The 21,532-nt window shown below is 61.6% G+C and carries 23 protein-coding genes; 12 read left to right on the forward strand and 11 right to left on the reverse strand.

Annotated elements, in window-relative coordinates:
* The first annotated feature begins 1 nt into the window (after window position 1).
* The 3 genes from KTR60_RS27055 to KTR60_RS27065 all read left to right on the forward strand — a co-directional run bounded on the left by KTR60_RS27055 (window position 2) and on the right by KTR60_RS27065 (window position 4,674).
* Window positions 2–964 carry an asparaginase gene (locus KTR60_RS27055; protein WP_007730395.1) on the forward strand — a complete coding sequence of 321 codons (963 nt, stop codon included), beginning with the start codon at window positions 2–4 and terminating at the stop codon, window positions 962–964.
* Between the two features lie 174 nt (window positions 965–1,138).
* Window positions 1,139–3,838: a helix-turn-helix transcriptional regulator gene (locus KTR60_RS27060; protein WP_228401453.1), complete on the forward strand. Its 2,700-nt coding sequence runs from the start codon at window positions 1,139–1,141 to the stop codon at window positions 3,836–3,838.
* A gap of 14 nt (window positions 3,839–3,852) precedes the next feature.
* Window positions 3,853–4,674 carry a hypothetical protein gene (locus KTR60_RS27065; RefSeq protein ID WP_003942972.1) on the forward strand — a complete coding sequence of 274 codons (822 nt, stop codon included), beginning with the start codon at window positions 3,853–3,855 and terminating at the stop codon, window positions 4,672–4,674.
* On the opposite strand, the gene KTR60_RS27070 is transcribed toward KTR60_RS27065, so the two are convergent.
* The 3 genes from KTR60_RS27070 to KTR60_RS27080 are packed head-to-tail and all read right to left on the reverse strand — an operon-like array spanning window position 4,666 to window position 7,751.
* The gene (locus KTR60_RS27070) at window positions 4,666–6,366 is read right to left on the reverse strand and encodes a SulP family inorganic anion transporter (RefSeq protein ID WP_050655018.1); all 1,701 of its coding nucleotides are present in this window, start codon (window positions 6,364–6,366) and stop codon (window positions 4,666–4,668) included. The two genes, KTR60_RS27065 and KTR60_RS27070, sit on opposite strands and share 9 nt — an antisense overlap.
* Window positions 6,363–7,076 (reverse strand): GAP family protein, encoded by a 714-nt coding sequence (locus KTR60_RS27075; RefSeq protein ID WP_042451601.1) that lies wholly within the window; start codon window positions 7,074–7,076, stop codon window positions 6,363–6,365. Before KTR60_RS27075 ends, KTR60_RS27070 begins: the two co-directional genes overlap by 4 nt.
* Window positions 7,077–7,091: 15 nt before the next feature.
* Complete coding sequence (locus KTR60_RS27080; RefSeq protein WP_007730384.1) at window positions 7,092–7,751, reverse strand: GAP family protein; 660 nt, start codon at window positions 7,749–7,751, stop codon at window positions 7,092–7,094.
* Between the two features lie 258 nt (window positions 7,752–8,009).
* On the opposite strand from KTR60_RS27080, the gene KTR60_RS27085 reads away from it, so the two are divergent.
* Window positions 8,010–8,222: a hypothetical protein gene (locus tag KTR60_RS27085; protein ID WP_003943015.1), complete on the forward strand. Its 213-nt coding sequence runs from the start codon at window positions 8,010–8,012 to the stop codon at window positions 8,220–8,222.
* Window positions 8,223–8,317: 95 nt separating this feature from the next.
* On the opposite strand, the gene KTR60_RS27090 is transcribed toward KTR60_RS27085, so the two are convergent.
* Window positions 8,318–8,734: a hypothetical protein gene (locus tag KTR60_RS27090; protein ID WP_003943077.1), complete on the reverse strand. Its 417-nt coding sequence runs from the start codon at window positions 8,732–8,734 to the stop codon at window positions 8,318–8,320.
* A 145-nt stretch (window positions 8,735–8,879) separates the two neighbouring features.
* Here KTR60_RS27090 and KTR60_RS27095 point away from each other — a divergent pair, with 145 nt between their 5' ends.
* A complete protein-coding gene (locus tag KTR60_RS27095; protein ID WP_054780767.1) occupies window positions 8,880–9,353 on the forward strand; it encodes an SRPBCC family protein in 474 nt (157 codons plus the stop codon).
* 54 nt (window positions 9,354–9,407) lie between these two features.
* On the opposite strand, the gene KTR60_RS27100 is transcribed toward KTR60_RS27095, so the two are convergent.
* Together KTR60_RS27100 and KTR60_RS27105 are read right to left on the reverse strand one after the other, a co-directional pair.
* Window positions 9,408–10,079 (reverse strand): cation transporter, encoded by a 672-nt coding sequence (locus KTR60_RS27100; protein WP_228401454.1) that lies wholly within the window; start codon window positions 10,077–10,079, stop codon window positions 9,408–9,410.
* The gene (locus KTR60_RS27105; protein ID WP_007730375.1) at window positions 10,079–10,423 is read right to left on the reverse strand and encodes an ArsR/SmtB family transcription factor; all 345 of its coding nucleotides are present in this window, start codon (window positions 10,421–10,423) and stop codon (window positions 10,079–10,081) included. The genes KTR60_RS27100 and KTR60_RS27105 overlap by 1 nt, the downstream gene beginning before the upstream one ends.
* Window positions 10,424–10,547: 124 nt before the next feature.
* On the opposite strand from KTR60_RS27105, the gene KTR60_RS27110 reads away from it, so the two are divergent.
* Window positions 10,548–11,318: an acyl-[acyl-carrier-protein] thioesterase gene (locus KTR60_RS27110; protein ID WP_007730372.1), complete on the forward strand. Its 771-nt coding sequence runs from the start codon at window positions 10,548–10,550 to the stop codon at window positions 11,316–11,318.
* Here the strand turns inward: KTR60_RS27110 and KTR60_RS27115 are convergent.
* Window positions 11,309–11,905, reverse strand: a complete 597-nt coding sequence (locus tag KTR60_RS27115; RefSeq protein WP_039973153.1) for a CHAP domain-containing protein — start codon at window positions 11,903–11,905, stop codon at window positions 11,309–11,311. The two genes, KTR60_RS27110 and KTR60_RS27115, sit on opposite strands and share 10 nt — an antisense overlap.
* A 131-nt stretch (window positions 11,906–12,036) precedes the next feature.
* Between KTR60_RS27115 and KTR60_RS27120 the strand changes: the two genes are divergently transcribed.
* From KTR60_RS27120 to KTR60_RS27135, 4 genes are all read left to right on the forward strand, one after another.
* Entirely contained in the window at window positions 12,037–12,552 is a 516-nt protein-coding gene (locus KTR60_RS27120; protein ID WP_007730367.1) for a toxin-antitoxin system HicB family antitoxin, read from the forward strand.
* 65 nt (window positions 12,553–12,617) lie between these two features.
* Complete coding sequence (locus tag KTR60_RS27125; RefSeq protein ID WP_007730364.1) at window positions 12,618–13,493, forward strand: DUF4097 family beta strand repeat-containing protein; 876 nt, start codon at window positions 12,618–12,620, stop codon at window positions 13,491–13,493.
* A gap of 14 nt (window positions 13,494–13,507) precedes the next feature.
* Entirely contained in the window at window positions 13,508–14,449 is a 942-nt protein-coding gene (locus tag KTR60_RS27130) for a daunorubicin resistance protein DrrA family ABC transporter ATP-binding protein (RefSeq protein ID WP_007730361.1), read from the forward strand.
* Window positions 14,446–15,237: an ABC transporter permease gene (locus KTR60_RS27135; protein ID WP_007730359.1), complete on the forward strand. Its 792-nt coding sequence runs from the start codon at window positions 14,446–14,448 to the stop codon at window positions 15,235–15,237. Before KTR60_RS27130 ends, KTR60_RS27135 begins: the two co-directional genes overlap by 4 nt.
* Here the strand turns inward: KTR60_RS27135 and KTR60_RS27140 are convergent.
* Both KTR60_RS27140 and KTR60_RS27145 read right to left on the reverse strand, forming a co-directional pair.
* Entirely contained in the window at window positions 15,192–15,986 is a 795-nt protein-coding gene (locus KTR60_RS27140) for a 2-phosphosulfolactate phosphatase (protein ID WP_228401455.1), read from the reverse strand. The two genes, KTR60_RS27135 and KTR60_RS27140, sit on opposite strands and share 46 nt — an antisense overlap.
* A 12-nt stretch (window positions 15,987–15,998) precedes the next feature.
* The gene (locus KTR60_RS27145) at window positions 15,999–16,826 is read right to left on the reverse strand and encodes a transglutaminase domain-containing protein (RefSeq protein ID WP_030536164.1); all 828 of its coding nucleotides are present in this window, start codon (window positions 16,824–16,826) and stop codon (window positions 15,999–16,001) included.
* An 88-nt stretch (window positions 16,827–16,914) separates the two neighbouring features.
* Between KTR60_RS27145 and KTR60_RS27150 the strand changes: the two genes are divergently transcribed.
* A complete protein-coding gene (locus KTR60_RS27150; RefSeq protein ID WP_228401456.1) occupies window positions 16,915–17,928 on the forward strand; it encodes an ABC transporter substrate-binding protein in 1,014 nt (337 codons plus the stop codon).
* Here the strand turns inward: KTR60_RS27150 and KTR60_RS27155 are convergent.
* Complete coding sequence (locus KTR60_RS27155) at window positions 17,903–19,195, reverse strand: MFS transporter (RefSeq protein WP_007730351.1); 1,293 nt, start codon at window positions 19,193–19,195, stop codon at window positions 17,903–17,905. The two genes, KTR60_RS27150 and KTR60_RS27155, sit on opposite strands and share 26 nt — an antisense overlap.
* A 132-nt stretch (window positions 19,196–19,327) precedes the next feature.
* Between KTR60_RS27155 and KTR60_RS27160 the strand changes: the two genes are divergently transcribed.
* A complete protein-coding gene (locus tag KTR60_RS27160; protein WP_007730349.1) occupies window positions 19,328–20,449 on the forward strand; it encodes an endonuclease/exonuclease/phosphatase family protein in 1,122 nt (373 codons plus the stop codon).
* On the opposite strand, the gene KTR60_RS27165 is transcribed toward KTR60_RS27160, so the two are convergent.
* Window positions 20,420–21,499, reverse strand: a complete 1,080-nt coding sequence (locus KTR60_RS27165; RefSeq protein ID WP_007730347.1) for an alpha/beta fold hydrolase — start codon at window positions 21,497–21,499, stop codon at window positions 20,420–20,422. The genes KTR60_RS27160 and KTR60_RS27165 overlap by 30 nt on opposite strands.
* Between the last annotated feature and the right edge of the window lie 33 nt (window positions 21,500–21,532).

Here is a 21,532-nt window from a genome sequence, read left to right on the forward strand (position 1 = left end):
AGTGTCGAAAGTCGCAGTTGTCACTACCGGTGGCACCATCGCCAGCACCCGGGATGCGCATGGAATCAGCCGGCCCGCAATCACCGGTGCAGATCTGGTCGGCAACGAGCAGACCGACATCGAGCTTCGAGTCGTCGACGTGATGTCGAAGGACAGCTCGAGCATGACCTTCGCGGACATGGATCGTGTTCGCGACGCCGTAGCCGATCAATTGAAAGATCCCGGACTCGACTCGGTGGTCGTGCTTCACGGCACCGACACGATGGAGGAAACTGCGTTCTTGTTGGACCTGCACCACGACGACCAACGCCCGGTGGTCTTCACCGGCGCGCAGCGCACTTTCGACCATCCCGAATCCGACGCTCGTTCGAATCTCGCCGCGGCGATCTCAGCCGGACTGGACATCTCGTCACACGGGCGTGGTGTCCTCATCGCCTTCGGCGGTTCGGTCCATCCAGCCGCAGGTACGCGAAAGTCCGATACGACGGCACTCGATGCCTTCCGCCGCGTGCACATCGATCCGCTCCTGCTGCGCACGCCAGAACCATTGCCGTGGCATCCGATTTCGGATACCCGCGTCGACATCATCGCCGTGTATCCCGGGGCAGACCGCGTACAGATCGACGCCTGCGTGCACGCCGGGGCGCAGGGACTTGTTCTCGACGGACTCGGTTCGGGAAATGCCAATCCGACGATAGTCGAGGCCGTACGAGACTGCGTAGGCGCTCACATTCCGGTAGCCGTGACAACTCGGGTGCCCTCGGGGCCAATCTCCCCGGTTTACGGTGGCGGTGGTGGCGGGCACGACTTGATCGCCGCAGGCGCTGTATTTTCCACCGATCTTCGAGCCGGGCAGGCACGTGTACTTCTGGCAGCCTTGTTGTCAGATCCGGATCTCGTGGGCCTGGAAAAGGTATTCGACCGCTATTCGAGGTTTGCTCGCACCCCGCCGTTCGGGCGGTAGAACTGGCGACACCTTCATTGTTCGAAATTCACTCCACTAAATCAGGGACTTTGGTCCGAATTTTCGACTTGGACGCTTATTTGGTGTCCGAATTGGGTAGTTTCACATCATCTAACTCGTTCAAAATTTCGATCCAGCGGTCACGTCCAGTGCAGCCAGTCGAACAGGAGTCGGATGAGCAGCCCATTTCGTGATGCCGCTGCAGTAACGCTCGACGCGTCTCACCGCGTCGGGCAAGCGCACGTGCCAGGCGCCGCACTCAACGGTCGTTTTCACCCGCCAACTGCCGTGAAAGGACTGGTCGCGCGTCCGCGCCTGCACCGCAAACTCACCGCATCCACTGCCACCAAAGGCTCAGGCCCCGGGCCTGTCGGGTTGCTCTCGGCTCCGGCCGGTGCGGGGAAGACCCTACTTCTGGCCGATTGGGCTCGCGAATATTCTCGAGCCTCCCCTGATGTTGCGCTGGCCTGGCTGACGTTGGCCGAGCGCGACAACAACGTGTCGATACTGTGTGAATCCCTCGCCGAGGCGATCGCGACCTCCGTCGATGCGGCCGGCCAGAGGCTCCCCGTGCAGACCGGATCCAGGCCGCCCGTCGAGCAGTGGCTCGCGCACTTTGCGGAAACCCTCGAAACGCACGAGCGCCGAACAACGTTGATCCTCGACGACGTTCACACCCTCCACGATCCGATGTCGATCGGTCTCCTCGATCGGATACTCACACAGACCCCGGGCAACCTGTCGATTATCGTTGCCGCCCGCTACGAACCACCGCTCACGTGGCATCGTCTGGCTCTCGACGGCCGACTCACCCGCTTTGCATCCACCGATCTCGCTTTCGATCGCTCCGAGATCACCGCGATATTCGGCGAGTACGACATCACGCTGCGCGACGACGAACTCGCAATCGTCGAGAACTTCACCAAGGGGTGGGGCGCCGTCGTTCGCCTGACCGCCGCGTTTCTGGCCGGCCGCAGTGACATCGGCGATGCACTGGACGAGTTCACGCACACACCCCGCCCGATCGCCGACTTTCTCGTCGACGAGGTACTGACGTCCTTGCCCGAACATGTCACCTCGTTCATGTTGCGAACATCGGTAGTCGATTCTTTCTCCGCCCAACTGGCGGAAACTCTGACGGACTCGAACGCTCGATCCGAGATCGACTCGCTGATTCAGTTCAACTTCCCCGTGACCCGTACCGATTCCGCCGACCACACAACGTGGTTCAGCTATCACCCTCTCTTGCGCGAGCACCTTCGGGCAGAGTTCCGTCGCGTCGATCACATCGAGAGAAACCGCGTACACCTGCGAGCAGCAAGCTGGTTCGAAAGCAATCACTTCGAACTCGAGGCGCTCGAACTCGAGGTGTCGATCGGAGACCCATGCCGCATTCTCGCGTTTCTCGAACGCTGCGGGCTGGGCCTCGTACTCGACGGGCACTGCGGGGACGTCGTGCGAGTCCTGGAATCGGTGTCGACGCAGGTTTCGGAATCCCCGATCACCCGACTGGTGCTGGCGGCGGCCGCCCTCCACTCCGGTGACGTGACCTCGGCGACCACGTGCCTCGATCTTCTCGAGGCAACTCATCCACCGATTGCAGAAGATCCATTGTTCCTGGCGATGAGCCTGGAAATCTCCTGCGTTACGGCGACTTCCGACAACGAGCCGCTGGCGGCACGTCTGGAGCGGCGTCAGAAAAGCACCCACTCCGACATCGAAGCCTACGCACACATGGAATTGGCGACGGCACACTTACTGCGACGTGAGTTCGACAGGGCGACTGTCGAATACACTCAAGCCGTCGCACTCGGGACAATACGGGGCAGGGCGCGATTCGTCTTGAAGTCGCTGACCGGACTGGGCTACGTAGCTTCTCTCAGCGGAGACATCGGGGCGATGAGGGCTCACTCCGTCTACGCTCTCGACTACGCGGTCGAACATCGCATCACGACGACTGCGGAGTACGAGTTGCCCGCGTCGGTGGCCGCCTTTGCCACATATCTCTGCGCTTCGAGCGAACTCCCGTACCGCATCCCGACAATCGGAAACTACCGGAGCACAGACGTTCTCGGCGCCAGCGCGCCGGTGTTCGGGTGGCACTCCGTCGTAACCTTCGGCCTTCACGGTCTCGACGGCTCGACCGACCGACGCTCGACCGCCGCCGATGTCCGCGACGCGATGCTCAGCGCGATCGAATTACGTACCTTCGCGTTCGCGACCTTGGCTCTTCTACCACCCGTCGTCCACGCATGCCTTTCCGTCGGCGAGGTGGAATGGGCAGCGAGACTCGTGCGTGACGCAGCCGATCAATTCGGAGAAACGTCGGAGATACATCTCGCACGGGGTGCCGTCGCCTTCTCGTCCAACAAGTTCGCGGAAGCACTCGTCGAAGTTTCCGAAGCTCTCGGGTCCTCCGAAATCCCGTTGCTCGCACATCACGTCTACGCCTGGACACTCGAAGCCGGGATCCACGCTGCAACAGGTCACGAGCGCAAGTCGTTTCGCTCCCTCCACAAAGCGCTGCGCGCCGCGGAAGCCGGTAGCCTGCTACGCCCCTTCCTCGACTACGGCGCATCCCTGCGGCCGGTGTTCGACGAGTTCAGTGGACATTTCGGAGATCAAGAAGCATTTGCCGAACAGGTACGTAGCCGCATTCGCCCACAAGAATTGGTGAGTGCACCGATCCTCACGCCAGGCGAATACACCGTACTCCGTGAACTGGCTTCCGGAGACACCACCGAGTCCATTGCCGACACGCTGTTCCTTTCCGTCAACACCATCAAGACGCATCTTCGCGGGATCTATCGCAAGTTGGAAGTGAGCAACCGACGCGACGCGCTCAAGGCTGCGCGACGCGGCGGACTCATCTGAGCAAGACTGCTTCCATGCCCCCGAAGCTGTATTCCGATACGCGCGATCGATTGACCGTGTGGGCGAGACGTACACCCAGTCGACGGTTGGCGACTGATGCAACCATCGGGGTCTTCGAAGTCGGGCTCGTGGACAGCGCCATGACTTTGGCGGCCCAGGCCTTTACGTCATTGCTCCCGGTCATGATTGCAGCGTCGACCTTGGAGAAGCTGAAGCCGTTGGCTGATGCCGCCAAAGACGACCTCGGCGTCCAACTCCCCGACACCGTATTGACCAGTACCTCTACCGCGGCAGCGTTCGGGATTGTCGGCTTGCTCATGCTGCTGATCAGTTCCACGTCCTACGCTCGCGCTCTCGGCCGGATGTACGGACGGATCTGGAGCGTGCCGACGGCGACACTCCGTCAGGCGTGGCGGTGGTTCGCGGTAGTGTGCGTCGTGGCCGCGTCGGTGGTCGGTGCGGCCCTGTGCCGTGAACTGAATGGTGTTCCGGGAGTGGGCAGAGTCCTGGAATTCACAGCGGTCTACGTCGTGTGGGCACTCGTGTGGACAGCCGTGCCCATGCTGCTGACGGCCAATCGCATGACCACTCGAATGTGCGTCGGGTCAGGATTGCTCACCGCGACGGGCCTGACCGGACTGCACGTGGCCGGCACTCTTTTCCTCCCCCGAATGACAAAGACGTCGCAGGACGAGTTCGGTCTTCTGGGCGTGATGTTCACCGTCATCGGCTGGCTGTTCATCTTCTCGGCCATCGTGGTTGTCGCGTCGTCGATCGTCGGATCAGTGGCCAAAGATTCCGGTCCCCTGGGAATCTGGCTACGGACATCACGCTGAGGTGTTGTCTCGACCTGCAAGCGCTTTCGAGACGGTCGGATAGACGTCGACCTTCAGCGCGCCCTGGTCGGCACCGGACAGAACGTCGCGGAACTGCCCGATGTCGCGTGCCACTCGGAAGCTCACATTTCTGCGTGCCAACGAATCTCGAAGCTGAGCCAACATCTGCGCAGCGCTGACGTCGATGAACGGTGACGTCTCGGCGTCGAGAACGACCATGGTGGTGCCGGCGGTCACCAGACCGGTGATCTGATCACGCACGTGATCGGCATTGGCGAAGAACATCCCCGCTTCGACCCTGACCACTACGACGCCGTCGAGTGTCTTCAGATCAGGATGCCCACTGATGTCGACCCAGCGCGTGCCGTCCTTGGCCAGAGCGGCCACGTGCGGTTTGGAGACCCGATACAGGAGCAGCAACATCGAGACGGCGATTCCGATGATCAGACCGGGCAACGTGTCGAAGAGGAGAACCCCGAACATCGCCGCGATCGCCGCCGCGAAATCGGCCCGGGCAGCGTGCCCGTAGATACTGCCCAACCTCTTCGTCCACACCCGGTACAGCGCTGCGAGGGAGGAGAAATCGACCAGTTCGATCACTGCTGCGATGACCACAGCCGAGAGCGTCGCCTCTGGCAACTTCTCGAACAGGCCGGTGAGAAACAGCAGTGTCACCAGCGTCAGCGCCGCGACCACCAGTCCGCTGACCTGAGATTTGGCGCCCGCTCCTCCGTTGACGGCGGTCTTCGACAGGCTGCCGTTGACCACCATTCCCGAGCAGAGACCCGATCCGAGATTGGCCGCACCCAGTCCTGCCAGTTCACGATTGGCGTCGATGGTGTAGCCGGCTTTGGCCGCGTATGTCTTTGCAGCGCCAAGACCTTCGGCGAAACCGATGAGCAGAACGCCGACCGCAGGTCCGACCAGGTCGAGGTAGTCCTCGGCTCCCACACCACTCGGCAGACCCATCGACGGCAGGCCCGAGTCGATGTGTCCGACAATGTCGATGCCACGATCGTCGAGGCCGAACAACGCTACTGCGGTAATGCCCAGCAGCACGACGAGGAGCGAACCCGGTACGAGCGGAAGCCATCGCTTGACGCCCAGGACCATTGCCAGGCTGAGCAATCCGATGATCACGGTCGGTAGGTCGACCTCACCCAGTTCCTTCACCACTGTCCACGTCTGGACGAAGAAGTTTCCCTCCCCCTTGTCCACGCCCAGGAGTTTGGGTACTTGACCGATGATGATCGTGAGCGCCAGACCGACGATGAATCCCTTGAGAACCGGCTCGGAGATGAAGGACGCGATGAATCCGAGGCGCATGAATCCTGCGAGCAGTCCGACGAGCCCGGTCACGATCGCCAATGCCGCCGACAGCGCGATGAATCGGCCGTCGTTTCCTGAAGCCAATGGCGCAATCATCGCCGCGGACAACGCTGCGGTCGCCGACATCGGCCCGACGATCAGATGGCGCGAACTGCCGGCTGCTGCATACAGAATCAATGACGGAACCGCAGCATAAAGCCCGACCACCGGCGGAACTCCGGCGATGGTGGCGTACGCGAGCGCTTCCGGAACAAGGACAGCCCACACCGTAAGGCCCGCAATGATGTCGGGGCGAAGCCAAGCGCGTTGATAGTCGGACAACGATCCGAAGACCCACCAGGTCCGCGTGTGCGGAGCACTCATAGTCCTTGCACCCCTTTACTGATCTGCATCGCCGCGATCAGGACGAGGAGCCCGACGTTCAGCAAGTGCGTGTTGGTGGCTATCCAGGTGCGGATCTTCAGCAGCGGTTCGGTTGCCTCGTCCTTCTTGATCAGCAGGAGGGCAACAGGTACCGCGACCGAGGTCACGGACACCAACGAGAAGATCACGGCCGAGACGATCTGCGACGTCGGTGCCACGGTGCTGAGACGAAGGTTCATCGCTGCTGCGATGGCACACGACATGTCGATGGGGTTGAGAACGAACAGCGCGAAACCGAGCACACCGGATCGCATTGGTTGGAAGTGCTCAACCGATTGCAGCATCTTCGGCAGCTGAGGGGCCGCAGCCACAACGTCGCCAGGGGCAACTGCAGCCGCCATCGCCTGAACCCCGCGACGACTGCGTGAGTAGACGAACCAGGCACCCGCCAGCAGAGTTGCCCCGAGAACGAGATGGATGATGGGCACCCACAGCGGAGGGTGTGTGCGCTGATGAACCTGGAGTGCGGTCAAGATGACGTACGAACCGGCCAGCGCGACAACTATTCCGAGATACCACCCGATCAGGTACGCAATGCTGTTGATACGCGCTCGTTCGGAAAACAGTACGGCCACAACGGCGACAACCGCCAGCGGGCTCATGATGATCCCGAGCGCCAGCGGGATCTGTTGCAGTAGCAGCGATCCCATAACTACCTCCAGTTGTCAGAGACCGCCGATGCCCTTGCCGATGAGAACAACACCGATAACCAGGATCAACACACTCATCACCGTGGCGTTGTTTTCCTGCAACCACACCTTCAGCTTGGCCAGCGGACCACGCAGTCGCTCCGCGGCAACGAGGTAGCCGATCACGGGCACGCACACTGTGCAGGCCGCGATGATCGTGAAAACCAGAATGGCGACAACAACTTCTCCGGAGCCCAATGACGCGGATCCGATCGAGATTCCGGCCGCGATACACATCATCAGATTCTTCGGATTGATCGCAGCCAGAGCGAAGCCCAAGCCGAGGCCTTTGACAGCGGTCATGTCATCGATGGCGTGCATCCACTTCGGGGTTTCGTGCTCGCCTCCGCGTCCGCGCCATTGCTTGACTCCGAACGCAAGAAGCAATACACCCAACGCCAGCTTGATCCACGACACTGTCGCTGACGGATCACCTTCGGAGTCACCGAGCTTGCTGGACAGAAGCACGAAGATCACGGTGGCGACGACGATTCCCAGTATCCAGCCCAGCGCGAACCCGACGCTCGTGCTGCCGGCACGCTTGGACAACAACATCAAGATTGCCGCGATGATCGGGATCGGCGATACCGCAACGCCGACCGCGAGGGGTAACAGATCCCCGATGACAGATCCCATGCCGACCTCTTCTCTCTCCCGGTCGACACTAGGGGTGGCGACTCTACGGAGCCTCACACAAAAGGGATGAACGGACCCGCGACGACATTCACCCGTAGGGGATGACGCCCCGAGCGCGTACGGGAGTAAGACTGGATCCCACGGATGCGGAGTCCTGGATCGGGCAGCGACGCCGATTGCACTTGACGACATGCGATTTCGAGGCTCGGAGCGCTGCCTTCTCGAACCTCATGGCCCTACGAAATGGAGCGGATACTGATGAATGCTCCCACTCGGTATCAATTCCTCATCGACGGCGAAGTGTCGGACCGCGTCAAGGCCGCATTTCCTGAACTCAGTGTCGCCAGTGCGGCCGGCGGGTTCACCAGTTTGTACGGACCCGTCGCGGACCACACGGCTATGCGGAGCATCATGGCCCGTCTCGATTCCCTCGGCCTGACCGTCGCCGAAATGCGTCGACTCCCAGACTGATCCGAGCCACACCCTGTCGAAATGTCCCACGCACGAGCGATGGTCCCGACCGAGTCGACTCGGTCGGGACCAACTGCTCTCGGGTTGTTCGGTGCCTAGACTCTGTCCCTGTCCCAGGTCGCGACCGCCCAGATCACAACGACATCGAGCGCGATGACCAGGATCGACCACAGTGGGTAATACGGCATCCACAAGAAGTTGGCGATGATCGAGAGCGACGCAATGACGATTGCCGCCGCCCTGGCCCACACTGCACCGGTGAAGAGGCCGAGGGCCACCACGATCCCGATGATGCCCAAGATGATGTGGATCCAACCCCACGTCGTGATGTCGAACTTGTACGTGTAGTTGATACCCACGACAAACAGATTGTTGTCGGCAACGGCCGCGATGCCCTGAAGCAGAGCGACAATGCCTGCGGTGAGCAGCAGGATTGCTGCTGCAAACGTCGTACCTACCGCGAAACCCTGCCGGACAGGGTGATTCGCGGGTTCCCGCGGTGGAGCAGTCATCAGCGTTCCTTTCGACAGAATGCACTTCCCTTACTCAGTCTCGAGGGGCTGGAAGGCGAAAACATCACCCGTCGCGGATGAACCGCAGGTCACCGACCCGTACCCGCTTGCCGGGATCGCAAACCAATGTTGGCAGACTGGCACTGTGCAACACACCGTAGTCGTGATCACCGATATCTATGCTCCACCGGCGGTGATCTTCGATCTCGAACTCGACATGGACGAACACTCGGCCTCGCTCCGCGCAACAGATGAGGTGGCAGTCACGAGTACGGGTAGATCGACGCTGGGAGAGGGCGACGAGGTGTCGTTCACTGCTCGGCATCTCGGGTGGAGATTCTCGATGACAAGCCGGATCACGCAGTACAACCGTCCGTACTCGTTCACAGACGAGCAGGTCCGCGGCCCGTTTGCCGCAATGCGGCACGAGCACGTCTTCGACGTTCAGCCGGGTGGGTGGACGCGGATGCATGACCGCTTCACGGTTACGGCCCCCTTCGGGACGCTCGGACACCTGGCACTGAGGTTGGCTGTCGGCCCGTATCTGCGGCGCCTTCTCGAGCAACGCGCCGCGCACGTCAAGGGCCGCGCAGAAGTCGGCACGCCTTTCATCGAGTGAACACCCGCTCTGACGCACCGCAGGGAGTGCTCACTCGACAAAACCTGTGTTCACTCAGCAGCAGTCGCACTCGTCACCGCTCTCGGGCACAGCCACAACCGGGCAGCACGGATCACCCTTCCACGCGTTGATGCCTTCTTTCACCGCGATGACGGCGATGACCAGTGCAGCAATCGGATCCGCCCACGACCAGCCGAGCAGCGAGTTGAGCAGCAAACCGACCAACAAGACAGCAGAGAGGTAAGTGCAGAGCAGCGTCTGCTTCGAATCCGCGACCGCCGACAGCGAACCCAACTCCCGACCGGCTCGGCGTTGCGCATAGGACAGGGCCGGCATGATCGCCAAACTCACCGCAGCCAAGAGTATTCCGACGCTCGTGTGCCAAGCTTCCCCCAGACCGAACAGCGACCGAATCGCGTCGAACGAGACGTACGCAGCGAGCCCGAAGAACGAGAATGCGATCACTCGCAGTGCCGTCTTCTCACGGCTCGTCGGATCCGGCGCCGAGAACTGCCAGGCAACAGCTGCCGCCGAGGACACTTCGATCACCGAATCGAGGCCGAAACCGAACAGTGCTGCGGACGACACTCGTGTGCCCTCCGCCATCGCGATGATCGCTTCGACGACGTTGTAGCTGATCGTGATCGCCACGAAGATGCGAATTCTTCTCGACAAGAGCGCACGCCGGTCAGTCGAGAGCCCGACACCGTCAACGGGCGCAACCATCAGCAGCACCCCTCTGATTCGCTGTCCGGGCAGTACGACGGATCCACCGCGAGTACGACCCCGAGCAGGTCGTCGAGGGCCCGACCGATATGTACATCGGCGAGTTCGTATCTGGTCCGGCGCCCTTCCGGGACGGCCACCACCAAGCCGCAACCGCGCAGGCAAGCCAGATGGTTGGACAGCTTCTGCCTGGTCACAGCCAGTGTTTCAGCGAGGTCGGACGGATACCGCGGGGCGGTCTTCAGTTCGAGCAGTATCCGTGTCCGAGTCTCGTCGGACAGTGCATGCCCGAACCTCGCAAGCACCGCCACGTTGGTCACCACATCTACGCCCTCGATATCCATACGTGCGACAGTACATCGAAAACTGGATTCAGAAAACGATGAACTCCGATGGTTCAAGATCCCACCATCGGGTAACGCAAGCGTGAAGCCACCCAACCAAGCGAACACCGGGAGCCCACATCCGATGAACCGTACAAAAGTCGACGACCACGTAGCGCTGGCCGAACTACCGACAACCGGAAGCATCTTCCAGGCCTCGTGGCCGGTGCGTACGGGTGACATCCACACCGACAAACAACTGCGCCTCGACGCGATCGCGCGCTACCTCCAAGACGCGGGCTTCGATAATCTCGTCGACCGCGGCGCCATGGATACACACCCGCTGTGGATGGTACGAAGAACGGTGATCGATGTACTCGAACCGGTCGTCTGGCCGGATCGAGTTCACCTGCAGCGCTGGTGTTCAGGCCTGTCGAACAAGTGGTGTTCGATGCGAGTTCGCATCAGATCCGATGGCGGCGGGTTGATCGAAACCGAGGCGTTCTGGATCAACATCGACCCGAAGACGGGAATGCCGGCATCCATCAGTGAGAAGTTCACCGCCGCCCTGGCATCGACGGCCGTGGACCAGCATCTTCACTGGCGTCGGTGGATCGACCCGACCCCGGACACGACGCCGTCAGCGGATACGCCGTTCCCGTTGCGCTCGAGCGATTTCGACCCCTTCGATCACGTGAACAACGCAATCTACTGGCAGCCCGTGGAAGATGCGCTGCCCGACAGATTACGAAGCGGGCCCTTTCGCGCGATCCTCGAGTACACCCAGCCCATCAAGAGAGGTGAGCAGGTGAGCGTGCGAACCGGCACGAACACGCTGCACATCGACGCAGGCGACGAGGCACGTGCGTCGGCGCGGTGGTTCGCCTTGTCTCCGAAGAGCAACGATCAGGGGTGAAGTTTTCCGAATCCCACGACGGCAGAGTCGGATTGCCAGTCCAGATCATGAACCCGCACCTTGCCGAACTCGTTGCCGCCAACCGTGACCGCAGAGTTGCCGTCCACTGCCACAACGATGTTGGTGTGCTGACCGACCCATCTCGAACTGTCGTAGATCACCACATCACCCACATTCGGGGTGTACCCGCTGCCGTTCTCGGCGTACGCGCCGATCCCTTGGTAATACTCCTGCAAGGTGTACACCCCCGGGATGCGCCAACTTCCGGAGTTCGGGTTGGACAACGGTCGACCCGCTTCCCTCATGATCCAGCTGACAAAGTCGGCGCACCACTCTTCGTCGATGCCGTCGGAATAGAAGGTGCCCGGACGGTCCTGCTCATGCTCGGATTGCAGTAGCTCGAGCACCCGACCTTGATCAGACGTGAGCGCACTCGCGTCCACCGCCGGGAACTCAGCCGTGTCCCAGGGCAGGTACCGCGATGGTGCGATCGCGACGACCACCACCCCAACCACGATCACGACGCCGAGCACCCCGGCAATCCAGAGCACGATGCGGCGTCGGCGGTTCGATTCGGCAGGACTCACCCTTACGAGTGTGCCAGCCTGCCGCGGACCGAATCGCCAACCACCCCGATGACCTGGCAATTCTCACCAAATTCACACGAATGTGCCACCAAACTATTGCGGTGGCACCAAAGTGGTGCCATAGTGATGCCATGGACTTGACACCGTACGTAGACAACCTTCGCCACGAACTCGCGGTGGCGGCCGAAGCAGGCGGAGAAGACGCAAAGGCACTCGCCGATCGTTTGACCGCACCGCTGGAATCAGCAGTGCGACTCACCCTTCTCGACGCATTGTCTGCGGCAGCCGCCGAGATCACGCGTGACCTCGCCCCGGGTTCGGTGGACCTGCGCCTGCGGGGACGCGAACCCGAATTCGTGGTGGCACCAGCCATCAGTGAACCGGTTCCAGCCCCCGTCGAAGAGGACCCGACTCCGGCACCGCGCCCCGTCACGGAGTCCGACGACGCCTCGATGACTCGAATCAACTTGCGGCTGGGGCAAGACCTCAAAGACCGGATCGAGGCGGCGGCCCGGGAAGCCGGTATCTCCGTCAACGCGTGGCTGGTTCGCTCGGCTGCAACGGCTCTGGAAGGCGGCGCGAACAGAAGCACTCCGAGACAGCGCACGTCCCAAGGTTCCGAAAGCTTCAGCGGCTGGGTGCACTGACACCGGCTTCATCTTTCGCACCACCCTCTTTCATCAACCGAGACAACCTCATCGGGAGTATCACCATGCCTACATTCAGCACACCTGACCCCATCACCTTGAACTTCGACGTGGCAGTCGCACAAATCCGGATCACGGCGAGCAGCCGCAACGACACTGTCGTGGAAGTGTTGCCCAGCAACTCGTCTCGCGAGGTCGACGTTCGAGTCGCCGAACAAACGCGCGTCGAATTCGCAGGTGGCCGGCTGCAGATCAAGACTCCGAAACAGCGCGGCCTCGGCATCTTCGGGAAGACAGGATCTGTGGACATCTCCGTTCAGCTTCCCTCCGGCTCGGAACTCGAAGGCACTGCCGCAGTTGCCAACCTCCGTAGCGAAGGCACTCTCGGACGATCACGGGTGAAGGTTTCCGCGGGCGATTGCACACTGGAAACCACCGGGCCGCTCAACGTCAGCACCGGGGCCGGCGCGATCATCGTCGAGCACGTGGCCGGTGACATCGACACGAGCACCGGGTCCGGAAGCATCCGCATCGGCCGCGTCGACGGCAACGCGGAGGTCAAGAACTCCAACGGCGACATCAACATCGGCACGATCACCGGCGCACTGAAGGCGAAGACCGCCAACGGCAGTGTCGCCGTCGAGCACGCCGAATCCGACGCGAGCGCCGCAACCGCCAACGGCGACATCCGTTTCGAGACCATCGAGAGTGGAGTCGTATCCGCCAAGACGGCCGCCGGGCGAATCCATATCGGCGTTCGATCCGGAACCGCCGCACGATTCGACGCTCATACGTCCTTCGGCCGCGTCGACAACCAGATGAATGCCACGCACGGTCCGGCTTCCACTGAACGCCGGGTAGACGTCCGGGCACAAACCAGTTACGGCGACATCGTCATTCGACGTTCGGAGCCTCGAGAAGAATCCAACAAGAAGATCTAGCGAAAGGAACGCTGATGTCCCGTAAACCAGCCATCACCGCGACGGGCCTGAAGAAGGCCTACGACGACAAGACGGTACTGGACGGAATCGACATCTCCGTCGACCGCGGAACCGTCTTTGCGCTCCTCGGCCCCAACGGCGCCGGCAAGACCACCATCGTGGAAATTCTCTCGACCCTCGTTCCGGCAGACGGCGGCAACATCCGCATCGCCGGGTACAACCCTTCCGACGATCCCGACGCGGTGCGTTCGCGCATCGGCGTCACCGGGCAGTTCTCAGCGGTCGACGACTATCTGTCCGGTGAGGAAAACCTTCTCCTCATGGCCGACCTGCACCATCTCGGCAAGGACGAACGTCGAACGCGCACTGAAGAACTCCTGAAGAAGTTCGATCTGATCGACTCCGCGGACAAGCTGGCGTCGACCTACTCGGGCGGCATGCGTCGACGGCTCGACCTGGCAATGACGTTGATCGGACGACCGGAGATCATCTTCCTGGACGAGCCCACCACCGGCCTCGACCCCCGAAGCCGACGCACCATGTGGCAGATCATCCGGGAGTTGGTCGAGGGCGGTGTCACCATCTTCCTCACGACCCAGTACCTCGAGGAAGCTGATCAACTGGCCGACCACATCGCCGTCCTCGATCAGGGACGGATCGTCGCCCAAGGTACGGCAGCGGAACTCAAACGGCACATCCCCGGCGGCCACATTCGTCTTCACTTCTTCGACCGAGATCAGCTCGATTCTGCTGCAGCTGTTTTCGACGAATCATCACGTGACGATGCCGCCTACGTCCTCCAGGTCCCCAGCGACGGGGGTGTCCGCTCGCTGCGCTCTCTTCTCGACCAACTCGACGCTCACTCGATCGACGTCAAGGAACTCTCCGTGCACACACCCGACCTGGACGACGTGTTCCTGACTCTGACCGCCACCGAAAGGACCGACGCGCGATGACCACCATGACGCTTGCCTATCAGGACTCGAAAACCATGCTGCGTCGCAGCATTCGACACATCCTTCGATATCCGTCGATGACGGTGATGCTCGTCGGAATGCCAGTCGTTTTCCTACTGCTGTTCGTCTACGTGCTCGGCGGAACGCTCGGGAACGGCCTCGGCCCCGGCGGTGGCGGCCGAGCCGAGTATGTCAATTACGTTGCACCGGCGATTATTCTGATGACCGTGGCATCAGCGGCACAAGGTACTGCCATCTCCGTCGCAACCGATATGACCGCCGGGATCATTGCACGATTCCGAACGATGGCGATCACGCGCACGTCCGTCCTGACCGGTCACGTTCTCGGCAGCCTCCTTCAGACGATCGTGAGCCTCGTTGTCGTCATCGCCGTAGCGATAGCCGTCGGCTTCCGGCCCACTGCAGGCTTCGTGGAGTGGGCCGCGACGTTTGCACTCCTCGTCTCGGTCTCCATCGCCATGATCTGGTTGTCGGTCGCCTTCGGCCTCGTCAGCAAGAGTGTCGAGACGGCCAGCAACCTTCCAATGGTGTTGATCCTCTTGCCGTTCCTGGGAAGCGGCTTTGTCCCCACCGACTCGATGCCGACCGTGTTGCGATGGTTCGCCGAGTATCAGCCGTTCACTCCGATCATCGAGACTCTTCGAGGACTTCTTCTCGGCGAAGCCATCGGAAACAACGCGATACTCGCGATCGGATGGTGCGTCGCAATCACCTTCCTCTCCTACCTCTGGGCACGGAGTTTGTTCAACCGACGCCCGGTGCGCTGACCTCGAAACACACGATCTTCGAGAACAGGTACGGTGTCGCTGTCGTCGAGTTCCGAGGCGATGGCGACGTCGTGTGGAAACCCCATGGCGATCAACTCACGTCCTGAGGCACAGTCCCGCAGGCGGTCCTCGTACGAATCCGCCACCGCCGCCCACGCATCCGCCGCCATCCGAGCCTCGGGCGATACGTGGCCGTCCCAACCAGCAGCGGTCAGCGCCGTGACAACCGCACCGGCACCCCACAGATCCTCCACCGCCGGGCGCAACTCTCCACCGGGCCACTTCTCCCCGGATGCGACTATCGCAACCCGCGATCCCGGACCATGTTCGTGCACAATCCAATCCGCGACGGCATAAGCGTTCCTCAAGGAAGCGCCGACACACACCGCAACCTCGGACGCCAACGCAAACGCGATAGTCGACCCGTTCGGAGACGGCAGCACCAGCCGACTTGGCGCCTCGGTATCGCGAATCGTCTTGGGAGACAGACTGATCTGACCCTCTCTGGCCACACTTCGCCGTACAGCCAGAACCGCATCGGCATCACGCGCGTAGTCGACCGCACTCTCGTCATTCCAGGAAAAGGGAAGTACGTCGATTCCCGCGTCGGCGGCAACGCTCAGCGTCGTCGTGAACGAGAGAACGTCTACCACCACTGCCACATCGACGCCGGCAGCAATCGCTTCGGCGCCGCGCAACCCCCAGTCGAATCGAAGTCCGTAATCGAGTTGGCGATGCTCCGGATTCATCGCACCAGCATCTCAGAAACGAATCAGCTTGTCCGGCACGCGCAAGTCATCGTGCTCGTACAGTGCTCGCACGGCAACGGGATCGTCGGCGGCGCACACCGCGGCGACATCGTCCAACAGTAGGTCGTAGTCGGCGCCTGTCTTTCCGTCGTAGGCGTCCGTCATACGACCCCACTCGTCCCACGGCAGAGTTTCGACCTTGTTCATCGCGGCAAGATCCTTCACTGCGTTGCCGCGGATCTCGGCAGGCCCCCAGTTCTCGGTGCCGTACACCCCGAACTGGGACCCGTCGATCACGCCGCGTCGATACGCCAGCCACGCCTCACCACCACTGAGGAATTCTCCCGGCTGCAGGTTATGGGCGTGAGGAAGGACGTTTTGTCCGAGGATCTCCGAATCGATGCGGATCCACCGCTTGCCGGCGTCGTCCCAGTACTCGGTGATCCAGTGGTCCACGCCCTGTCCCGGTTGAAAGTAGGTGGCAAAACCACAGCGGACGCGAGCGGCAATTCCGCGATAGCGCAGAAACGCACAACTCAAAACAGCAAAGTGCCGACAGGTTCCGACGAGCCGCTTGTCGGGTTCTCGGGCGGAGGTCACCGGTGCCGGATCGAGCGCAAGCAGGCGTTGAAGCAGAACGCTTGCCGGCCGGATCTGGTTTTCGTCGAATCGGTCGGTGGGCAGATTCAGCGACCGTGCATCGGTGGGTTGGACCACCAGGTACGGCACTACCCGGCATATTTGCATGGGGTCGGTGGGGAGCGACTCGAGGGCGAGCATGTCCACCCCGTCGATGCGGGTGAACGGTCCTGCTGATGTGTAGTCGAGAACCGCCGTCATGGGCGGAGGTTAACAAACACTGCCGACACAGCAACTCCACTATGGTTAGGGTCCCATAACCATGAAACCCGAGGTTGCCGTGAACCCTATGTTGAGCCGCCGTGCCATGCTGTCCGTCACCTTCGCAACAGCAGCCGGTTTCGCCCTTGCTGCCTGCGGCGACAGTGCGAAAGGCGAATCCACTCCCGGCACCGAAGGTGCTCACGCCGAGGTCAACGCCTTCCCGGTGACGATCGACCACAAGTTCGGCTCCACCACCATCGAGCAGGCACCCAGCCGCATCGCAGCGGTCGGTATCGGCGACGCGGACGTTTTGCTTTCCCTCGGGCTGACGCCCGTCCTGGTCCCGGTGTGGAAGGGATCGACCGACGACGGAATCGGCGTCTGGGCCGACTCCGCAGTCCAGGGCGCCGAGCCGACGCCATTGGCCAACGCCACCACCGATTTCGACATCGAAACGATCGTGGCTGCAGCGCCTGACCTGATCATCGCCGTCAACAACGCGATCGACGAGGATCTGTACAAGCAGCTCAGCGCCATCGCGCCGACGGTGCTGCACGCCGCCGATCAGACGGATTGGGTTCTGCCCTGGCAGGAAGTCACGACCCGCATCGGTACGGCTGTGGGCGTTCCCGCGCAGGCAAAGAAGGAGGTCCAGGAAGTCGAAGACCTCATCGTTCGCACCCGCGCGGAGAACCCCCAGTTCGAAGGCAAGACAGCAGCTCTCGTCATTCGCTGGAGCGACGGAAATCTGCGAGCGTTCAGCCCCGAGGCAGCGCGGGCTCAGCTGCTCACGCAATTGGGATTCACGGCGCCTGCCGCACTGAAGGATCGGTTCGCGGGCAAGCTGAACTACGAGATCTCCGCCGAGAACTACGACCTCCTCGAGTGCGACTACCTGCTCTTCGACAACTACGAGAAGGCTCGCGCCGAGATGGAGTCGCAGCCGGCGTTCACCAATCTGAACGTGGTCGAGACCGGAGGCCTGATCAGCTTGGACCCCATCGTCAGTGACGCGGTGTCCATGCCGAACCCACTCACCATTCCGTTTGTGCTGGAAGATTTCGTCGCAAAGATCAATCAGACGATCGCTGGTCGATAACTTTCGTTCGGCCTGACCACACCCACAACACCACAGCCGACACGGCCACGCAGAGCGCAACGATCACCCATGGTGACGCCGGCGCTGCGTGGCCGTTGTCGACGAGGTCGTACACGAATCCGACTCCCACGGTTCCCAGGAGCGCGAGCAGACCGCCGATCGTGTTGAGCATGCCGAAGTGCGCTCCGAGGTTGCTTTCACGACCGAGGATCGCGATGGTGTCTCGCATCGGCGGCACCATCAACATCTGTCCCAGGTGCAGCAGCCCGATCCACACCGCCAGACCGACTATCTGCGTCGACGCCGAAGCTGCGGAGTCGACGCCGGTGACCAGCGGAACCAGGAACGACACCGAAATGAGCACAAGCCCGAAGGTGATCGCGCGCCGATGCCCGATGCGGTGGGCAACCGCGACCGTCGGTCCCTGCCCGACGATCACCAACACCGCCGCGCCCACGTAGAACCATCCCAGCGCCGACTGCGAACCGATTCCGCGCTCGAGCTGTTCCGGAAGCATCAGGTACAGCTGGCTGTACGCAACCAGCTGAAAACTGCAGAGCGTCGCGAAGAGCAGAAAGTTGTTGTTGGTCAGGACGCTTCGCCAGACGTCGCGCAGCGTATAGGTCGACACCGGGCCGTCGTGGGCATCGCCCGGTCGGGGGAACCAGATGAAGAACCCGACCCACATGATCGCGAAGAGCAACGCGGCGCTCGACGCCGTCCACGAGAACGGAAACATCAGGAGAGCAGCTCCCAGCGCCGGACCGATCACTGTTCCCAGGCGGCTGCACATCTGTTCCACTGCAAACAAATCGGTACGACGCATAACTCCGGCGGACTCGAGTTCGCGTCCGTACTCCGCGTTGGCCGACTCCACTGCGGGCGCGAAGAGCGCGGCAGCAAAGCCGACCAGGAGCACGCCGACGATCACGGCGCTCATGCTTTCTGCCAGACCGAGCATCAGAAAACCGACTACACGAACGGCTATGCCCAGCAGGATGATCGGACGCTTGCCGAACCTGTCGGCGAGGCTTCCACCGATGAAGAACATGCCCTGCTGACTGAACATCCGCAATCCGAGGACGAGGCCGACAATCCAGGCCGCAAATCCGAGGTCCTCCGAAAGGTGCACCGCCAGAAAGGGGACAACCAGATAGAACCCGATGTTGAACAGCACCATCGAGAGGAGGAGCAGCTTCACCACCGGCGGCAGGACACGAACCTTTGCGAAGGTCTTGTTACCGGGGAAACGCTCACTGAGTACCACGATCAGAAGACTATTGCCCGCACGGCGTTCTGTGGAAATCTGCCATTTTACAATTGGTTAACTGTCCGTTTAGGTAGCGATGGTAATCATCTTCCGGGGGTTCGAGCACACGACAACGAGAGCCGGGATTTGATGAATGGATTGACGCGCCGCCAGATGGTCAAGGCGATGGCGGTAGCCGCGGGCACAGTCACCGCGAGCGCATTTACATTGGGTGCCAATACCTCCGTCGCGGGGGCGAGCCCCGCGCAGGAGATCAAAGTGCTCTCCCTCAACACCTGGCACGGCGGAACCAAGATCAACGGTGGCCTGCAGCTGATCGCCGACATGATCATCTCGACACAGGCGTCGATAGTACTCCTGTCGGAAGCCGGCACTGCGACAACTGCATTGGCGGACATGCTGACCAAATCAGGAACCACCTTCTACGGAGCAGCGTCCTCCGACGTGGGGATTCTCTCCAAGTTTCCGATCGAGGAAACAGCCGACCTGAACTCGATGATCAAGGCAGTCGTGACGGTCGACGGCAAACAAATCGCCGCCTACTCGGCACATCTGGCCTACACGTCCTACGCGACGTATCTACCGCGCGGATACGGCGCGGGTGTTCCCAAGCCCGGAGAGTTCTCCGAGTTCGGTTGGAACAAGATGCCGTCCGGTCCGGTCACGGACCCCGAGACGGTTCAGCGTGTGAACATCAATTCGGGACGACCCAAGGCAATTTCGACGTTCGTCGACGATGCGGCAAAAGAACGGGCCAAGGGCAGATCCGTCATCCTCGGTGGCGATTTCAACGAACCGTCGGCCCTGGATTGGACCGACAGCACGCGAAATCTGTTCGACCACAACGGTGTAGTCGTTCCTTGGGAATCCACCCGCCTGCTCGACCAAGCCGGATTCGTCGACGCTTACCGCAGTAAGTACCCGAACCCGGCCACACACCCGGGCTTCACCTGGCCGTCCGACAATCCCGACGTCGACACCTCACAGCTCACCTGGGCACCCGAGGCAGACGAACGCGATCGGATCGACTACATCTTCGCCGACCGCGCTTCCGACCTGAAGCTGGGATCCGTCGGGATCATCGGCCCGCGAAAGACGATCGTGCACAACAAAAGAGTGGAGGAGAACTCCCAGGACAACTTCATCGCTTCACCGACGCCGTGGCCGACCGATCACAAGGCCGTTCTTGCGACGTATCGTTTTGCCAGCTTCGGCGGCGGATCATCGACCGGTTCGTGGAGCGGTTCCTGACAGGGCATCTCGTAGCCACTCGATCATCATCGGCGTCAACTCGGGCAGCTTGGTCACTGCGCAGTGCCCCGCATCCGGGATGACGTGTACCTGCGTGTTCGGGCGCTCCTCGAAGAGAGTGGTGTCGGAGAGCGGGATGTGAACGTCGTCGGCCCCGTTGACCACAAGCATCGGGGTCCGGCCGTCGTCGGCGGTCATCAAGACACTGCGATCGAAAGCACGCAGACCCTGTACCAGCGCCTCTTTGGTTGCCGGTGCATCGAAACCCAGTGCGTTTCCGACGATGTCACCCATGCCGTAGACCAGGCGCTCCGCGTTCGCGGTCTCGAACGCGCCCTTGACCGGGGCGCCGATGTTGATCACCGCATCGACGGCGCCGGTCAACCCCGACCGCACGGCGAAGTTGCCACCGAAGGAGACTCCCAGGTGTGCCACCTGGCCATTGCCGAGGGCGCGAGCCGTCGCCACCAGTCCGTCGATCACCTCGTCACCGAAAGCGTCGAGAGGAACCGGTGATTCACCAGTTCCCGGCTGGTCGAAAGCAACAACAGTCACTCCGGCGTTCTTCGCGAACGCACTGACCAACGGATGCATGTCCATCTTCCAGCCGTCGACGCCGCCGCTGAGCAACAGGGCGGGTGCATCCTCGTACCTTCCGTCCACGGAGAGAATGTGTACCGGTAGCTCGATCTCGCCGGATCGGTAGGGCAGGGACAGGATTCGACGCTCGAACTCGAGCCCGAATCCCGGTGCTGCCTTGACGTATTCGTCCACCTGATTCTGCAGGGCCCGGCGCCGCGAATCGTTGGCCAGGACGGGGAACTTGGCGATTCCGTAGATCATCGCCGCGAGTGAATGATTGCCGTCGGCGGAGTACTTTGCTGCCAACGCCGACCACTCGTACGACCAACCACCCGGCGCGTCGGCCCAGGTCGAGTGGATGGACGCGCGCAGTTCCTCGAGATCCGAGACGGGGAGCCCGAAGCTCAGAAACTGTCCTGCGCGCTCTTCGAAGAGACCTCGGCGATCGACAGGAAATTCGTATGACATGGGAAAACACCCCTCAATTCATCTCTAATGCAA

Source organism: Rhodococcus sp. C1 (assembly GCF_020809065.1).
In the GTDB taxonomy this organism is placed as follows: Bacteria; Actinomycetota; Actinomycetes; order Mycobacteriales; family Mycobacteriaceae; genus Rhodococcus_F; species Rhodococcus_F qingshengii.

What these genes read in the sequence shown, in the direction of transcription:
- KTR60_RS27060 (WP_228401453.1), top strand. Translation starts at nt 1,139, where the DNA reads ATGAGCAGCCCATTTCGTGATGCCGCTGCAGTAACGCTCGACGCGTCT.
- KTR60_RS27065 (WP_003942972.1), top strand. Translation starts at nt 3,853, where the DNA reads ATGCCCCCGAAGCTGTATTCCGATACGCGCGATCGATTGACCGTGTGG.
- KTR60_RS27070 (WP_050655018.1), bottom strand. Translation starts at nt 6,366, where the DNA reads ATGAGTGCTCCGCACACGCGGACCTGGTGGGTCTTCGGATCGTTGTCC.
- KTR60_RS27075 (WP_042451601.1), bottom strand. Translation starts at nt 7,076, where the DNA reads ATGGGATCGCTGCTACTGCAACAGATCCCGCTGGCGCTCGGGATCATC.
- KTR60_RS27080 (WP_007730384.1), bottom strand. Translation starts at nt 7,751, where the DNA reads ATGGGATCTGTCATCGGGGATCTGTTACCCCTCGCGGTCGGCGTTGCG.
- KTR60_RS27085 (WP_003943015.1), top strand. Translation starts at nt 8,010, where the DNA reads ATGAATGCTCCCACTCGGTATCAATTCCTCATCGACGGCGAAGTGTCG.
- KTR60_RS27090 (WP_003943077.1), bottom strand. Translation starts at nt 8,734, where the DNA reads ATGACTGCTCCACCGCGGGAACCCGCGAATCACCCTGTCCGGCAGGGT.
- KTR60_RS27100 (WP_228401454.1), bottom strand. Translation starts at nt 10,079, where the DNA reads ATGGTTGCGCCCGTTGACGGTGTCGGGCTCTCGACTGACCGGCGTGCG.
- KTR60_RS27105 (WP_007730375.1), bottom strand. Translation starts at nt 10,423, where the DNA reads ATGGATATCGAGGGCGTAGATGTGGTGACCAACGTGGCGGTGCTTGCG.
- KTR60_RS27110 (WP_007730372.1), top strand. Translation starts at nt 10,548, where the DNA reads ATGAACCGTACAAAAGTCGACGACCACGTAGCGCTGGCCGAACTACCG.
- KTR60_RS27120 (WP_007730367.1), top strand. Translation starts at nt 12,037, where the DNA reads ATGGACTTGACACCGTACGTAGACAACCTTCGCCACGAACTCGCGGTG.
- KTR60_RS27125 (WP_007730364.1), top strand. Translation starts at nt 12,618, where the DNA reads ATGCCTACATTCAGCACACCTGACCCCATCACCTTGAACTTCGACGTG.
- KTR60_RS27130 (WP_007730361.1), top strand. Translation starts at nt 13,508, where the DNA reads ATGTCCCGTAAACCAGCCATCACCGCGACGGGCCTGAAGAAGGCCTAC.
- KTR60_RS27135 (WP_007730359.1), top strand. Translation starts at nt 14,446, where the DNA reads ATGACCACCATGACGCTTGCCTATCAGGACTCGAAAACCATGCTGCGT.
- KTR60_RS27140 (WP_228401455.1), bottom strand. Translation starts at nt 15,986, where the DNA reads ATGAATCCGGAGCATCGCCAACTCGATTACGGACTTCGATTCGACTGG.
- KTR60_RS27145 (WP_030536164.1), bottom strand. Translation starts at nt 16,826, where the DNA reads ATGACGGCGGTTCTCGACTACACATCAGCAGGACCGTTCACCCGCATC.
- KTR60_RS27150 (WP_228401456.1), top strand. Translation starts at nt 16,915, where the DNA reads ATGTTGAGCCGCCGTGCCATGCTGTCCGTCACCTTCGCAACAGCAGCC.
- KTR60_RS27160 (WP_007730349.1), top strand. Translation starts at nt 19,328, where the DNA reads ATGAATGGATTGACGCGCCGCCAGATGGTCAAGGCGATGGCGGTAGCC.
- KTR60_RS27165 (WP_007730347.1), bottom strand. Translation starts at nt 21,499, where the DNA reads ATGTCATACGAATTTCCTGTCGATCGCCGAGGTCTCTTCGAAGAGCGC.